The 15,367-nt window shown below is 68.5% G+C and carries 11 protein-coding genes and 4 tRNA genes; 5 read left to right on the top strand and 10 right to left on the bottom strand.

The window, feature by feature from the left end; genetic code table 11:
- The 5 genes from FEI13_RS12630 to FEI13_RS12610 form a co-directional block, all read right to left on the bottom strand.
- Nucleotides 1-76 (bottom strand) — tRNA-Asn (locus FEI13_RS12630).
- Between the two features lie 46 nt (nucleotides 77-122).
- Nucleotides 123-198, bottom strand: a tRNA-Asn gene (locus FEI13_RS12625).
- 58 nt (nucleotides 199-256) lie between these two features.
- Nucleotides 257-332, bottom strand: a tRNA-Asn gene (locus tag FEI13_RS12620).
- 143 nt (nucleotides 333-475) lie between these two features.
- Nucleotides 476-552: transfer RNA gene (locus FEI13_RS12615), tRNA-Met, on the bottom strand.
- A gap of 84 nt (nucleotides 553-636) precedes the next feature.
- A complete protein-coding gene (locus FEI13_RS12610; RefSeq protein WP_138181881.1) occupies nucleotides 637-1,596 on the bottom strand; it encodes a choline ABC transporter substrate-binding protein in 960 nt (319 codons plus the stop codon).
- A gap of 183 nt (nucleotides 1,597-1,779) precedes the next feature.
- Here FEI13_RS12610 and betI point away from each other — a divergent pair, with 183 nt between their 5' ends.
- From betI to FEI13_RS12590, 4 genes are all read left to right on the top strand, one after another.
- A complete protein-coding gene (gene betI, locus FEI13_RS12605) occupies nucleotides 1,780-2,385 on the top strand; it encodes a transcriptional regulator BetI (RefSeq protein ID WP_193555738.1) in 606 nt (201 codons plus the stop codon).
- A 12-nt stretch (nucleotides 2,386-2,397) separates the two neighbouring features.
- Nucleotides 2,398-3,882 carry a betaine-aldehyde dehydrogenase gene (gene betB / locus FEI13_RS12600; protein WP_138181872.1) on the top strand — a complete coding sequence of 495 codons (1,485 nt, stop codon included), beginning with the start codon at nucleotides 2,398-2,400 and terminating at the stop codon, nucleotides 3,880-3,882.
- 289 nt (nucleotides 3,883-4,171) lie between these two features.
- Complete coding sequence (gene betA / locus FEI13_RS12595) at nucleotides 4,172-5,863, top strand: choline dehydrogenase (RefSeq protein WP_138181871.1); 1,692 nt, start codon at nucleotides 4,172-4,174, stop codon at nucleotides 5,861-5,863.
- A 142-nt stretch (nucleotides 5,864-6,005) separates the two neighbouring features.
- On the top strand, nucleotides 6,006-8,453 hold the full coding sequence (locus FEI13_RS12590) for an acyl-CoA dehydrogenase (RefSeq protein ID WP_138181870.1): 2,448 nt from the start codon (nucleotides 6,006-6,008) through the stop codon (nucleotides 8,451-8,453).
- Between the two features lie 47 nt (nucleotides 8,454-8,500).
- Here the strand turns inward: FEI13_RS12590 and FEI13_RS12585 are convergent, their stop codons facing one another.
- The 3 genes from FEI13_RS12585 to FEI13_RS12575 all read right to left on the bottom strand — a co-directional run bounded on the left by FEI13_RS12585 (nucleotide 8,501) and on the right by FEI13_RS12575 (nucleotide 12,447).
- Nucleotides 8,501-10,375 (bottom strand): SLC13 family permease, encoded by a 1,875-nt coding sequence (locus tag FEI13_RS12585; protein ID WP_138181869.1) that lies wholly within the window; start codon nucleotides 10,373-10,375, stop codon nucleotides 8,501-8,503.
- A gap of 167 nt (nucleotides 10,376-10,542) precedes the next feature.
- Nucleotides 10,543-11,103: a carboxymuconolactone decarboxylase family protein gene (locus tag FEI13_RS12580; RefSeq protein WP_138181868.1), complete on the bottom strand. Its 561-nt coding sequence runs from the start codon at nucleotides 11,101-11,103 to the stop codon at nucleotides 10,543-10,545.
- A gap of 15 nt (nucleotides 11,104-11,118) precedes the next feature.
- Complete coding sequence (locus FEI13_RS12575) at nucleotides 11,119-12,447, bottom strand: aspartate aminotransferase family protein (protein WP_138181867.1); 1,329 nt, start codon at nucleotides 12,445-12,447, stop codon at nucleotides 11,119-11,121.
- Nucleotides 12,448-12,596: 149 nt separating this feature from the next.
- Between FEI13_RS12575 and FEI13_RS12570 the strand changes: the two genes are divergently transcribed.
- Nucleotides 12,597-13,502 carry a MurR/RpiR family transcriptional regulator gene (locus tag FEI13_RS12570; RefSeq protein ID WP_138181866.1) on the top strand — a complete coding sequence of 302 codons (906 nt, stop codon included), beginning with the start codon at nucleotides 12,597-12,599 and terminating at the stop codon, nucleotides 13,500-13,502.
- 22 nt (nucleotides 13,503-13,524) lie between these two features.
- Here the strand turns inward: FEI13_RS12570 and FEI13_RS12565 are convergent, their stop codons facing one another.
- Together FEI13_RS12565 and FEI13_RS12560 are read right to left on the bottom strand one after the other, a co-directional pair.
- On the bottom strand, nucleotides 13,525-14,502 hold the full coding sequence (locus FEI13_RS12565) for an NADPH:quinone reductase (protein ID WP_138181865.1): 978 nt from the start codon (nucleotides 14,500-14,502) through the stop codon (nucleotides 13,525-13,527).
- A gap of 100 nt (nucleotides 14,503-14,602) precedes the next feature.
- A complete protein-coding gene (locus FEI13_RS12560) occupies nucleotides 14,603-15,175 on the bottom strand; it encodes a hypothetical protein (protein WP_138181864.1) in 573 nt (190 codons plus the stop codon).
- Between the last annotated feature and the right edge of the window lie 192 nt (nucleotides 15,176-15,367).

The raw sequence follows: 15,367 nt of genomic DNA, 5'->3' as shown, positions 1-15,367 counted from the left end.
TGGCTCCCCGAACAGGACTCGAACCTGTGACCCAATGATTAACAGTCATTTGCTCTACCAACTGAGCTATCGGGGAACGATGCAGGGTATTGCGAGGGATACGGCAGGCAGCTAGGAGCGGTTGGCTCCCCGAACAGGACTCGAACCTGTGACCCAATGATTAACAGTCATTTGCTCTACCAACTGAGCTATCGGGGAATGACCGCATGCCGTATGGTGCTCGTCGCGACGTGTACCGAGACACGCTGAGCGAAGCTGGCTCCCCGAGCAGGACTCGAACCTGCGACCCAATGATTAACAGTCATTTGCTCTACCAACTGAGCTATCGGGGAATGACCTCGAACACGGGGCGTAGTATACGGATCGGGCCCGCAAGGTCAAGTCGTGATTGGCATATCGGTGCCCGCCAGGCCGGGTGAACGCTCAACGAAAAACGCCCGACGGGCCGAGGCCTGACGGGCGTTCTTGCATGTTCTGGTGGCTACGCCCTGATTCGAACAGGGGACCCCATCATTATGAGTGATGTGCTCTAACCAGCTGAGCTACGTAGCCTTATCAACAGGTTGCCCGACCAGGGCCGGGCAACGGGGATGGATTATGCACGCGGGCCCGCGCCATGGCAAGCCCGCGAGGCACTCAGCTCTCGATATCGAGCGCGTCCTGCACCGCCGGCAGTCCCGGCTCGCCCTCGCGGGTCGTGACACCCTCGAGCCAGGTCTCGAGCACCGCGGGATTGGCCTGCAGGTAGGCGCGGGCCGCAGCGCGGGGATCCTCGCCCTGATCCATGATCTCGCCCATCAGCTGGTTCTCCATGGTGAGGGTGAACTCGAGGTTCTCGAGCAACGCGCCGACGTTGCTGCACTCCTCGACGTAGCCGCTCCGGGTGTTGGTATACACCGTGGCCCCGCCCAGGTTCGGCCCGAAGTAGTCGTCGGCCCCCGAGAGGTAGGCCATGTCGTAGTTGGTGTTCATGGGGTGCGGCTCCCAGCCGAGGAACACCATCCACATCTCGTCGGGGCTGCGCGCGCTCAGCTCGGCGAGCATGCCGGCCTCGCTGGAGTCGACCAGCGACCAGTCGCCGAGGCCGAAGGCGTCGTCGTCGATCATGTCCTGGATCAGCTGGTTACCGTCGTTACCGGCCTCGATACCGTGAATATTGCTGTCGAACTTCTCGGCATGTTCGGCGAGATCGGCCACCGAGGTGACGCCGGCATCGTGCACGTACTGCGGCACCGCCAGGGTGTACTTGGCGCCCTCGAGGTTGGCGCCGAGACGATCGACGCTGCCATCCTCGACATAGGGGTCGCTGATCGACGCCATGGAGGGCATCCAGTTGCCCAGGAAGACGTCGAAGTCGTCGTTCTTCATGCCGGAATAGGCGATCGGCACCGAGATGGTATCGATGCGCGTCTCGTAGCCCAGCGCCTCGAGCACCTCGGTGGTCAGGGCGGTGGTGACCGTGATGTCGGTCCAGCCGACCTCGGCGAAGCGCACCGTGTCGCAGCTCTCGGGCTCGGCGGCCTGCAGCGGTGAGACGGCAAACCCGAGGGCGGCGGCGCCGACGCCGAGGGCCGTGCGACGATTCAGGAGGGTCATGTTCATGGGAGCGTTCCTCTTGTTGGACATCCAGTATAGCCACGGCGACATCGCCACCGACTGACGGAAAATCGCATCAGACCTTTATTGATTGAACGTTCAATAAAGAAATGGCAAGCTACATGGTAACCACGCCTGATGCGTTGGGTGCAAGATCAATTCACGGGAGAGGAGCCAGCAACGGTGCCAAAGGTCGGAATGGAACCCATCCGCCGCCAGCAGCTGATCAAGGCGACCATCGCGGCCATCGACGAAGTCGGCCTGGCCGACGCGACGGTGATGCGCATCGCCCGCCACGCGGGGGTCTCCGCCGGCATCATCAGCCACTACTTCGGCGGCAAGGACGGCCTGCTGGAGGCCACCATGCGCCAGATCCTGGGCGACCTGGGCGAGGCGGTGGCCGCACGGCGCAACGCCCTGCAGACCTCGAACCCGCGGGCGCATCTCGGCGCCATCATCGACGGCAACTTCGATGGCAGCCAGGTTACCGGGCCGGTGGCCAAGACCTGGCTGGCCTTCTGGGCCAGCAGCATGCACCGGCCGACGCTGGCGCGCCTTCAGCACGTCAACGACCGGCGCCTCTACGCCAATCTCTGTCACCAGTTCCGTCGGCTGATGCCCCGTCACGAGGCGCGCGCCTGCGCCCGCGCCCTAGCCGCGCTGATCGACGGTCTGTGGCTGCGCGGCGCGCTGACGCCCGAGGGCCTGAACAGCGACGAGGCGCGTCGCCTGGCCCACGACTATCTCGACCGGCTGCTCGACACCCACGATACCCTCTCCCCTACCTGAACGGAGGCCAGCATGGCATCTTCCGCCCCCCAGACTCTCTACATCGACGGCCGCCACGCGGCCGCCACCTCGGGCGAGACCTTTCCCGTGGTCAATCCCTTCGACGGCTCGCTGCTCGCCGAGGTGCCCCAGGCCGCCGAGGCCGACGTGGACGCCGCCGTAGCCGCCGCTCGCCGGGGCCAGCAGGCCTGGGGCGCGATGAGCGGCATGGAGCGTGGCCGCATCCTCTATCGCGCCGTGGCGCTGCTGCGCGAGCGCAACGACGAGATCGCCGAACTCGAGACCCGTAACACCGGCAAGCCGATCAGCGAGACCGCGGCGGTAGACGTGGTCACCGGCGCCGATGTGCTCGAGTACTACGCCGGACTGGCCCCGGCCCTCGAGGGTGCCCAGATCCCGCTGCGCGAGGACTCCTTCGTCTACACCCGGCGCGAGCCGCTGGGCGTGATCGGCGCCATCGGCGCCTGGAACTACCCGATCCAGATCGCCTGCTGGAAGAGCGCCCCGGCGCTGGCCGCCGGCAACGCGGTGGTCTTCAAGCCCAGCGAGGTCACGCCACTGACCACCATGATCCTAGCCGAGATCTTCAGCGAGGCGGGCCTGCCCGACGGCGTCTTCAACGTCGTCCAGGGCGATGCCCGGGTCGGGGAGATGCTCACCGGCCACCGCGGCATCGACAAGATCTCGTTCACCGGCGAGGCCGGGACCGGCCGCAAGGTGATGGCCGCGGCCGGCGGCTCGACCCTAAAGGACGTGACCATGGAGCTCGGCGGCAAGTCGCCGCTGATCGTCTTCGCCGATGCCGACCTGGACCGCGCCGCCGACGCCGCGATGATGGCCAATTTCTACTCCAGCGGACAGATCTGCACCAACGGCACCCGGGTCTTCGTCGATCGCACCGTCAAGGCGGCCTTCGAAGCGAAGCTCGTCGAGCGGGTGGCGCGCATCCGCGCCGGCGACCCGCTCGACCCGAGCGTCAACTTCGGCCCGCTGGTGAGCTTCGAGCACCAGGAGAAGGTGCTCGCCTACATCGCGCTGGGCCAGCAAGAAAGCGCCCGCGTGCTGGCCGGCGGCGAGGCCTGGGATCAGGACGGCACAGGCGGCGTTGACTGGGCCAGCGGCGCCTGGGCCGCACCGACCATCTTCACCGACTGCACCGACGAGATGCGCATCGTGCGCGAGGAGATCTTCGGCCCGGTGATGGCGATCCTCGCCTTCGACGACGAGGAGGAGGTGATCCGCCGCGCCAACGACACGGAGTACGGCCTGGCCGCCGGTATCTTCACCGAAGGGCTCAACCGCGCTCACCGCGTGATTCGGCGCCTGGAAGCCGGCATCTGCTGGATCAACACCTGGGGCGAGTCCCCGGCCGAGATGCCGGTAGGCGGCGTCAAGCAGTCCGGGGTGGGCCGCGAGAACGGCATCGAGACCCTGGCCCACTACACCCAAACCAAGTCGGTGCAGGTCGAGATGGGGCCCTTCGAATCGGTGTTCTGATCGCACGCCGATGATCCGCCGCTAGATGAGCGCCGGGGACAAGCCATAGCGAGGGTCCTATGCCAGGGATGGCATCGGTAGCGCCCAGGGAAGGGTTCACAGCGCCCTCGCGAGGCTTGTCGACGGGCAAAGCTCATCGCACCGAAGAGTCAACGAAGCCCTTCACCTTCCCCGTCCACGCTCATCTCGTTGCCTTTTTCAATCATCACCCGGGCGCGGGGGCCTTTCCCCGCCGCCTGACCGGCGAGCACCTCGCCGTCGTAACCCTTTGCTCTCTCAGGGAGGCTCCATGTCACCGTCCCGCGAATTCGACTACGTCATCATCGGCGCCGGCTCCGCCGGCAACGTCCTGGCCACCCGCCTGACCGAGGACCCCGAGGTCAGCGTCCTGCTGCTCGAGGCCGGCGGCCCCGATCATCGCTTCGACTTCCGCACCCAGATGCCGGCGGCCCTGGCCTACCCGCTGCAGGGCAAGCGCTACAACTGGGCCTTCGAGACCGACCCGGAGCCGTACATGGACGGCCGGCGCATGGAGTGCGGCCGCGGCAAGGGGCTGGGCGGCTCCTCGTTGATCAACGGCATGTGCTACATCCGCGGCAACGCCCTGGACTATGACGGCTGGGCCAATAACTCAGGGCTCGAGGACTGGACCTACGCCGACTGCCTGCCCTACTTCAGGAAGGCGGAGTCCCGCGACATCGGCCCCAACGATTATCACGGCGGTGATGGCCCCGTGTCCGTAGCGACGCCGAAGGAAGGCAACAATCCGCTCTATCACGCCTTCATCGAGGCGGGCCAGCAGGCGGGCTATCCGGCCACCGAGGACGTCAACGGCTACCAGCAGGAGGGCTTCGGCCCCATGGACCGCTTCGTCACCCCCAACGGGCGACGCGCCTCCACCGCCCGGGGCTACCTCGACCAGGCTAAGGGCCGGCCGAACCTGACCATCGAGACCCGCGCCATCACCGACGTCATCACCTTCGAGGACAGGCGCGCCACCGGCGTGCGCTACGCGCGACACGGCAAGCCCCAGGCGGTTCACGCCCGCCGCGAGGTGCTGCTGTGCGCCGGCGCCATCGCCTCGCCGCAGATCCTGCAGCGCTCCGGCGTGGGCCCGAAGGACGTGCTCGACGAGTTCGGCATCGAGGCGGTCAAGGTCAACGAGAACGTCGGCGCGCACCTGCAGGATCACCTGGAGATGTACATCCAGTACGAGTGCACCCAGCCGATCTCGCTCTATCCGGCGCTCAAGTGGTACAACCAGCCGAAGATCGGCGCCGAGTGGCTCTTCCTCGGCACCGGGGTGGGCGCCAGCAATCAGTTCGAGGCGGCGGGCTTCATCCGCTCGAGCGACGAGGAGGCGTGGCCCAACCTGCAGTACCACTTCCTGCCCATCGCCATCAGCTACAACGGCAAGAGCGCGGTGCAGGCCCACGGCTTCCAGGCCCACGTGGGCTCGATGCGCTCGGAGAGCCGCGGCCGAGTGCGCCTGACCTCCCGCGACCCCGAGGCCGCGCCCTCGATCCTCTTCAACTACATGTCCACCGAGAAGGACTGGCAGGAGTTCCGCGACGCCATCCGCCTGACCCGTGAGATCATCGCCCAGCCGGCCTTCGACGAATACCGCGGCCGGGAGGTCTCCCCTGGACCGGATGTGCAGTCCGATGAAGCGCTCGACGCCTTCGTCAAGGCGCATGCCGAGACCGCCTATCACCCCTGCGGCAGCTGCCGCATGGGCGAGGGGGAGGATGCCGTGGTCGACGGCACCGGCCGGGTCCACGGCCTGGAGGGCCTGCGGGTGATCGACGCCTCGCTGTTCCCGGTGATCCCCACCGGCAACCTCAACGCGCCGACGATCATGCTCGCCGAGAAGATGGCCGACAAGATCCGCGGCCGCGAGCCGCTGCCGAGAAGCGATGCCCCCTACTACGTGGCAGGCGACGCCCCCGCCCGACGGGAACCGCAGCGCCGCCTGGCCTGACCCGCCCGGTCCCCTCCCTACGCCCCGCCTCGCGCGGGGCGTTTTCGTTGGTGGCCGCGCAGGATTCGGTGGTGGTCAGGCGGCGTTTATTGCGCTAGGCTGATAGGATTCAAACAAGTGTTCGAATTCGTCGGAGCCCACCATGCTGACCCTGATCCTGCTCGTGCTGGCCGTCATCGGCCTGCTCATCGTGATGCGCCGGGAGGCCGGTGCCCTGCCCGCCCTGGCCGTGACCGCGGGGCTCGGCCTCGTCGGCCTGGTGGCCGGCGCGTCGATCCTCGGCGCGCTGCTGCTCATCGCGGCCGCGGGCATCGCCGCCTGCGGCCTGCCCGCCCTGCGCACCCGCTGGCTGACGCCGCGGCTGTTCGCGCTGTTCAAGAAGGTCGCCCCCAGGGTCTCGGACACCGAGCGCGTAGCACTCGAGGCCGGCAGCGTGGCCTGGGACGGTGAGCTCTTCACCGGACGCCCGGACTGGCAGACGTTGCTCGACTATCGCGACGAGGGGCTCTCGGACGAGGAACACGCCTTCCTCGATCACCAGTGCAGCGTGGCCGCCGGCATGTGTAACGCCTGGGAGATCGCCCGGGAACGCGCCGACCTACCCCAGGAGCTCTGGGACTACCTGAAGCAGGAAGGCTTCTTCGGCATGATCATCCCCAAGGCCTACGGCGGCCTGGGCTTCTCGGCCAAGGCACAGTCCCTGGTGCTGCAGAAGCTGTCGATCAGCGAGACGCTGATGGTCACCGTGGGCGTACCCAACTCCCTGGGGCCAGGCGAGCTGCTGCTCAAGTACGGTACCGAGCAGCAGAAGGATCACTACCTGCCGCGCCTGGCCGACGGCCGCGAGATCCCCTGCTTCGGCCTGACCGGCCCGCGGGCCGGAAGCGATGCCACGGCCCTCCCCGACACCGGGGTGGTGTGCAAGCGGGTCATCGACGGCGAGGAGGTCCTCGGCCTACGGTTGAACTTCGAGAAGCGCTGGATCACCCTGGCCCCCATCGCCAGCGTCGTGGGCCTAGCCTTTCGACTCTTCGATCCGGACCAGCTGCTCGGCAAGGAGGAAGATCGCGGCATCACTCTGGCGCTGATTCCCCGCGATACCGCCGGCATGGAGATCGGCCGTCGCCACCACCCCATCGGCAGCCCCTTCCTGAACGGCCCGATCAAGGGCCACGACGTCTTCGTGCCGCTCTCCACCATCATCGGCGGGCCGGAGATGATCGGCCAGGGCTGGCGGATGCTGGTCGAGTGTCTCTCCATCGGGCGCTGCATCACCCTGCCCTCCGGCGCTACCGGTACCGCCCGCTACGCCCTGGGCTGGAGCGGCGGCTTCGCCCGGATCCGCCGTCAGTTCAACGTGTCGGTGGCCGAGATGGAGGGCGTCCAGGAGCCCCTGGCGCGCATGGCCGCGCTGGCCTATGTCTCTCGCGCCGCGGTCTACCAGACCGCCAACACCATCGACCACGGCGAGAAGCCGGCGGTGCCCTCGGCGATCCTCAAGAGCCAGCTCACCGAATTCCAGCGGGTGATCCTCGGCGACGCCATGGACATCCACGGCGGCAAGGCGGTGACCCTAGGGCCGCGCAACTACCTCGGCATCGGCTACAGCGCCAACCCGGTGGCGATCACCGTCGAGGGCGCCAACATCATGACCCGTAACCTGATGATCTTCGGCCAGGGCGCCATCCGCTGCCACCCCTTCGTGCTCGAGGAGCTGGCCGCCAAGGACGCCGATGACGTCGCGGCCTTCGACCGGGCCTTCTTCGGCCATGCCGGGCTGATCTTCGGCAACGCCGCCCGCGCCCTCACCCAGGGCTTGGGGCTCGGCCATCCGAGCGTGCCCTTCGACGAGATCGCCGCGCCCTACGCCCGGGACATCGCCCGCCTCTCGGCCGGCTTCGGGCTCTGCGCCGACGCCGCCATGGCGAGCCTCGGCTCCCGGCTCAAGCAGCGCGAGATGCTCTCCGCACGGCTCGGCGACGTGCTCTCCAACCTCTACCTCGCCTCGATGACACTCAAGCAGTGGCACGAGGGCCACAAGGTCGAGGGCGAGGCGGCCTTGCTGCACTATGGCTGCCGGTTCCTTCTGGGCCGCGCGGAACAGGCCCTCGACGAGCTCTTCGACAACCTGCCGAGCCGCGCCCTGGGCCGCGCGCTGCGCGTCATCGTGATGCCCACGGGCCGGCGCTGGAAGCGCCCCGAGGACACGCTGACTCGCGAGATCGCCCAGGCCGTTTCCCGGGACACGCCCCTGCGCCGCTACCTGCTCGACGCCACCTGGCAGGAGAACGACGGCAGTCGCGATAACCCGCTGGCCCGCTACAACGCCCTGCTGGCGAGCCAGGAGCGCGCCGAGGCGCTCTATCGCCGGGTCAACAAGGCCTACGCCAAGGGCGAACTGCCGGCCGAGGCACTGCATCCGGAACAGCGGGTCGAGGCCGCCCTGGCACAGGGGCTGATGAGTGAGGAGGACGCTACCTTCATGCAGGAGCGCGAGGCCGCGGTGCTGGAGCTGCTCAGCGTGGACGACTTCGCCTACGACGCCTTCGTCACCGACAAGACCAAGGTGCTGCGCCACCAGCCGGCCTGAGCCCTCTCCACCGAGGTCTGGCGAGCGGACATTTCTCCTGCCCCCCGCTACAGCGGCCAGACGACCAGGATCAGCGGGATCGCCACCGCCATCACCACCAGGGTCAGCGGCAGTCCCAATGTCCAGTAGTCGCCGAAGCGGTAACCGCCCGGGCCCATCACCAGGGTGTTGGACTGGTGGCCGATGGGGGTCAGGAAGGCGCCAGAGGCGCTGATCGCCACCACCATCAGGAAGGGGTCCAGGGAGACGCCGAAGCCCTCGGCGAGACTCGCCGCGATGGGCGCCATCAGCAGCGCCGCCGCGGCGTTGTTGATCACATTGGAGAGCAGCGTACAGATCAGGAACAGCCCCACCAGGATGGCCACCACCGGCCACTCGCGACCCATGACCAGCAGGGTATCGGCGATCAGGGTAGCCCCACCGCTGGTCTCCAGTGCCTGGCCCACCGGGATCATCGCCCCCAGCAGCACGATCACCGGGCCATCGATGGCCTGGTAGCCCTCGCGCAGCGACAGCACGCCCACCATCAGCGATACCAGGGCGGCAGCGGTCAGCGCCACCGACGAGGGCATGAGGTCCAGCACCATGGCGATGACCGCCGCGGCGAAGATGGCCACCGAGACCGCCAGCATGCGCGGCCGGCCCAGGGTCAGGTTGCGGCTGGCCAGCGGCAGGCAGCCCAGGGTGGTGAGGCTCTCGCCGATCTCACCCTCGCCGCCCTGCAGCAGCAGCACGTCGCCGGCCCGGAAGCGAATGTCGCGCAGGCGCTGGTTGAGGCGGCCCCCGTCCCTGGCTACCGCCACCAGGTGCAGGCCGAACTGGTTGTGCAGGCGCAGCTGGGTGACGGTGCGATGGATCATCATGGAGTCGTTGCGCACCACCGCCTCGACCAGTTGCAGGCCCTCAGTATCCACCGCGGAGTGCTTGGCTTCCTCCTCCTCGCCCTGCGGCTCGTCCTCCTGCGACGCATCACCCTGTCGGGCCTCGCGAGGCGTGGCCGACGCCTCACGCTCCTGCGCCTCCTCGTCCGGCGGCGGCTCGGGGCCGACCACCAGGCCCGCCTTGTCCTCGATCAGCTTCATCTCCTCGGGCCCGGCCTCCACTAGCAGGATATCGCCCTCGTCCAGGGTGCCGTGGAAGGCGTGCCCGGCATGGCGCTTGTCGCCGCGCACCACCGCCAGCACCGGGATGGTCTCCTCCAGGGCCTGGTGCAGGTCACGCAGCGACCAGCCCACCGCCTTGCCGTCCTCGGGTACGCGCAGCTCCACCAGGTAGTGGGCGGTGTCGAACATCTCCTCCCGGGAGGCCTTGCCGGCCCGCTGGGGCACCAGGCGCCAACCCACCAGCACGATGAAGGCCAGGCCGACCAGCGCCACGCTGGCCCCCACGGGGAAGAAGTCGAACATGCCGAAGCTCTCTCCGGTCGCCTGGGCACGGTAGCTGGAGATGATGATGTTGGGCGGGGTGCCGATCAGGGTGGTGAGGCCGCCGAGCAGGGAGCCGAAGGCCAGCGGCATCAGCAGCAGCGACGGCGGACTGTCGTGCTCCCGGGCCATGCGGATTGCCACCGGCAGCATCAGCGCCAGGGCACCGACGTTGTTCATCACCCCGGAGAGCACCAGCACGGTGCCGGTGAGCACCAGCATCTGCAGGATCAGGCGATCGCCGACCTTGAGGACCTGCTCGGCGATCAGGTCGACGAGCCCCGAGCGCTCGAAGCCGCGACTGAGCACCAACACCGCGGCGACGGTGATCACGGCGGGATGGCCGAAGCCGTAGAAGGCCTCGTCCGTCGGCACCAGCCCCAGCAGCACCGAGGCCAACAGCGCGCCCAGCGCCACCAGGTCGTAGCGAAACCGGCCCCACACGAAGGCCGCGAGCGTCGCGCCGAGGATCAGGAACACCTGGGTGCTGTCGCTCATCTCCGATCACCTCCCTGTGCCGTCAGGATGACGTCAGCACAACAGCCGTGGCCAAGAAAAGCCAGCGTTTCCCGCCGGCCATCGCCCACGATACGCGCCCCCGGCACGGGGCCGGGGGCGTGCAGGGTGGAGAACGTCGGACGGCTCGGCGCTGCCCGACGGCCCCGTTACGGCTCGGCGAACGGCAGGGGCTCCGTGCCCCGGCGCACCTCGAAGACGTTGAGGGTCATGGCCACCAGGGCGTAGTAGCCGAACACCCCCACCAGCTCCACCACCGCCGGCTCGCCGAAGGCCGCCACCGCCTCGGCGTAGAGCGCCTCGTCGACGCGCCGGGTGGTGTAGAGCGTCTTGCCCAGGCGGTATATCAGCGCCTCGTCGTCGCGCTCGAAGGCGGGCTCGCGCCCTTCCCGGAGCGCCTCGATCACCGCCTCGCCGATCCCGGCATCGCGGGCGATGGGCGCATGGATCTGCCACTCGGCCTGGGACTGCCACCAGGACGCGGTGAACAGGATCGCCAGTTCCGTGAGTCGCAGCTCCAGGCGGGTACCGTAGCGACAGAAGGCGCCGAGGCGCTGGGCGTGGTCGGCCAGCTCCGGGCTGTGGATCCAGGCCAGGAAGGGGCCGTCCAGGTTGCCGCGGGGGCCGCTCAGGATGGCGTCCAGGACGCGGCGCTGCTCGGGCGCCATGGTGGCCTCGTCCAGCGGGGAGAGGCGAGAGTCGATCGACATCGGACTTGGACTCCGTTAGGCGTGGTCGAAGACGGTCTTCAGGGTCGCGTCAAGCTTGTCGACGATCTCGTCCAGATGGGACTCCTCGAGAATGAAGGGTGGGGCCAGCAGGATATGGTCGCCCTGGCGCCCATCCAGGGTGCCGCCCATCGGATAGCACATCAGGCCCTTGTCCATGGCCGTGCGCTTGACCGCCGCATGCAGCTTGCGCGACGGATCGAACGGCGTCTTGGCGCCGCGGTCGGCCACCAGTTCGAGCCCACGGAAGAGCCCCCGGCCGCGGATGTCACCGACGTAGGGATGCTCTCCGAAGCGCGCCTCGAGGCGCTGCTGGAGCCCCTCGCCCAGGCGGACGACCCGCTCCAGCAGGCCGCGCTCCTCGACGGTACGCTGCACCGCCAAGGCGGCAGCGCAGGCGGTGGCGTGGCCGATGTAGGTGTGGCCGTGCTGGAAGAACCCCGATCCCTCGGCGATGGCCGCGCGGATTCGCTCGCTAACCAGGGTCGCCCCGATCGGCTGGTAGCCGGCGCCCAGGCCCTTGGCAATGGTCATCAGGTCAGGGGTCACGCCCTCCTGTTCGGCGGCGAACAGGCTGCCGGTGCGGCCCATGCCGCACATCACCTCGTCGAGGATCAGCAGGATGCCGTGGCGATCGCAGATCTCGCGCACCCGCTTGAAGTAGCCCGGGACCGGCGGCACCGCGCCGAGCGTCGCGCCGACCACCGGCTCGGCGACGAAGGCCATCACCGTCTCCGGCCCCAGGGTCTGGATCTCGGCCTCGAGCTCCGCCGCCAGCCGCTCGCCGTAGGTCTCCGGGGTCTCGCCGGGAGCCTGATCCCGATAGGCATAGCAGGGACTGACGTGGCTCACCTGGACCAGCAGCGGCTCGAACTGCTGCCGGCGCCAGGCGTTGCCGCCGGTCGCCAGGGCACCCAGGGTGTTGCCGTGATAGCTCTGGCGACGCGCGATCAGGTGCTTGCGCTGGGGCTCGCCGCGCTCGATGAAGTACTGGCGCGCCAGCTTGAGGGCCGCCTCCACCGCCTCGGACCCGCCCGAGACGAAGTAGACCGACGAGAGCCCCTGCGGCGCGCGCTCGACCAGGAAGTCCGCCAGGGCCTCCATCGGCTCGTTGGTGAAGAAGGAGGTGTGGGCATAGGCGAGCCGCCCGACCTGCTCACGTATCGCCTCGATCACCTCGACATTGCTGTGGCCCAGGCAGGACACCGCGGCACCGCCGCAGGCGTCCAGGTAGCGCTTCCCCTCGGCATCGATGAGGTAGGGGCCGTCGCCGCCCACGGCGGTCGGATACTGTTGATGCAGATGACGATGGAAGACGTGGCTCATGCTGACCTCATACGGGATATATGCAAATCACCTTGTCATTTTTATTGAAAGGAAATATTTTTGCAAATGGATTCGACACCTTTCTGACGCCACGACCGACGAGCGCTACAATGCCCTTCCCCGATCGCCACAGGACGTGCTGAGCCCCCATGATGACATCCGAGCCCCCTCGACCGGACACCCTCGGTGATCTCCAGCGCCTGCTCACCCAGATCGAGGAGGGCAGCAGTCCGATACGCCTGGGCAAGCGCTCGCGTCGGGTGCTGACGGCGATGGTCACCGCCCCCCAGCAGGCCGCGGTCTCGTCGATCAGCGACCTGGCGGACCGCCTGGGCGTCAGTCCCTCGACGCTGTCGCGCCTGGCCAGGCGCCTGGGCTTCGACGGCTTCGCCGGCCTGCAGGCCGTGTTTCGCCGCAATGTCACGGAGGGCAAGAGCTTCTACAGCGATCAGGTCTCCCGCCTGCTGGACAGTGAGGGGGACGGCGATGCCCTCGCCCGGCTGGCCCGCCTGGGCCGTCAGGAGAGCGCCAATATCGTCGACATGGTGACGAGCATCGACGGCGAGGCCTTCACGGGGAGCGCCCGGCTGCTGGTGGAGGCGCGTCGGGTGAGGGTCCACGGCATGCGCCAGTTTGCCTCGCTGGCCTCGTTCCTGGCCTACGGCCTGGGCATGCTGCGCTCGGATGCGGCACCGCTCGATGCCGTCCGCCACGGGGTGGCGGATGCGCTGGCCCAGCTCGACGAGGGCGACGTGCTAGTGGTGGCGAGCTGCTTTCCCTATACCCCCAGCGTGCTGGCCACGGCAGAGGTGGCGGCGCGCCAGGGCATCCGCGTCATCGCCCTGACCGACTCCAGCGGCTCCCCCCTCGCCAAGGTGGCGGAGTACCACGTCGCGGTGCCCAACCACAGCCCCTTCTTCAGCAACAGCATGTGCGCCTTCATGCTGCTGGCCGAGGGACTGCTCTGCGAGGCGGCAAACTTGCTCGGTGATGAGGGGCTCGCCGCGCTGAGGCGGCGCGAGAAGTTGATCGGCGAGCTCCACGAGTCGCTGTGATTTCCCCCGGGCGGGGGAGGGATCACGGCAGCAGGATGGTCGACCCGGTGGTCTGGCGGCCCTGGAGGGCCTCCTGGGCCTTGCCCGCCTCCGCCAGGGGGTAGCGGTTAGAGATGTCGACCGTCACCTGGCCGCTCTGGAGCATCGCGAAGAGCTCGCCGGCCATCCACTCCAGCCGCTCGCGGGTGTCAGCGTAGCCGTTGAGGCTCGGACGGGTGACGAATAGCGACCCCTTCTGGTTGAGGATGCCGATGTTGACCCCCTCCACGGCGCCGGAGGCGTTGCCGAAGCTGACCATCAGCGAGCGCGGTTTCAGGCAGTCCAGCGAGGTCTCCCAGGTGTCTTTGCCCACCGAGTCGTAGACCACGTCACACATCTCACCATGGGTCAGCTCGCGCACCCGCTCGACCACGTCCTCCTTCGTGTAGTCGATAGTCGCCCAGGCGCCGTTCTTCTCGGCCAGCGCCGCCTTCTCCGGGGAGCTGACGGTGCCGATGAGCCTCACGCCGAGCGCCTTCGCCCACTGGCAGGCGATCGAGCCGACCCCGCCGGCGGCGGCGTGCCAGAGAATGGTCTCGCCGCCTTGGAGGGGAGCCGTCTGGCGCAGCAGGTACTGCACCGTGAGGCCCTTGAGCATGCCGGCCGCGGCGGTCTCGACGTCGATCGCCTCGGGCAACACCACCACCTTGTCGGCCGGCAGCACGTGCTGCTCGGCGTAGGCGCCCAGCGGCCCCTGGGCATAGGCGACCCGGTCGCCTGCCGCCAGGTGGGTGACGCCCTCGCCCACCGCCTCGATCACGCCGGCGCCCTCGGTGCCGAGCCCCGAGGGCAGGCCGGGCGCCGGATAGAGGCCGGTGCGAAAGTAGATATCGATGAAGTTGAGGCCGACTGCCTGGTTGCGGACGCGTACCTCACCGGCGGCCGGTTCGGCCGGCGTGGCCTCGACGAGTTCGATCACCTCGGGGCCGCCGGTGCGGGCAAACTGGATACGCTGGGCCATGGGAATTTCCTTGTGACGTTGACGGATGAGTCCATCAGTCAAGCCCCCGGGCACCCCGGGGGTCAAGGCGAGGGCGATTCATGTCGCCCGAACACGCGACTCAAAGCGTGGCGGGGAAGGACTCCAGCCCACGCACGAAGCGCGCCTTGTAGTCGTCGAAGAGCGCACGGTCACGCTTGAACGACTGGATCACCGAGGCCTCGTCGAAGGTCAGCGCGCGGGGCAGCTCCGCCACGGAGGCGGCGGGATGCTTGGGCCCGAGCCCGATGCGCACGCCGGCCTTGCCGTCGAGCCAGCGGGTGATGCCCGCCTCGCGGAAGCGCGCCTCCTGCTCGGGGCCCACGGCATCCACGCGCAGCGGCGCCTTGAGCGCCAGCTCGGCGACCAGCCGCTCGGCCGGCCGGGTCACGCCCTCGCCGTCGAGGTCGGCCAGCAGCATCACCGTCATGCTGCTGCCGACCTCGTCGAGCACCAGCAGGGCCAGCGCCACCGGGCGTGACCGATCGTCCACCAGCGCCAGCACCCGGGCCGCCTCCTGCTTGACCAGCACCCCCAGGGTGCCGGCGAAGGTCGCCAGCGGCGTGAGCCCGGCGTCCTGGCCATAGGCCTCGGCGCACAGCCGAGCCAGGCAGGCATCGCGCTGCTGGGGATTCTTGATGTGCACGACTCTCATCTCGGTGTCCTCGCATCGTCGTATGTCCGGCGCCAGCGCCAGGATCGAAAGCGCGCAGCCTACCACATCCTGGCGCGATCGCGCCGGGCCCGAGGTCCGGGGCGTGGGGGCGTTTCCCGTCGCCGGCCGATGACGCTACGCTGTCCCCTTCGCGCCGCGAATGAACGGCGCCTCGCCGACCAGGAACCGATC

Origin of the sequence: Halomonas urmiana (genome assembly GCF_005780185.1) — a bacterium.
In the GTDB taxonomy this organism is placed as follows: domain Bacteria; phylum Pseudomonadota; class Gammaproteobacteria; order Pseudomonadales; family Halomonadaceae; genus Halomonas; species Halomonas urmiana.
The sequence above is the reverse complement of the archived record's forward strand: the minus strand, read 5'-3'. Positions and strand labels throughout refer to the sequence as shown.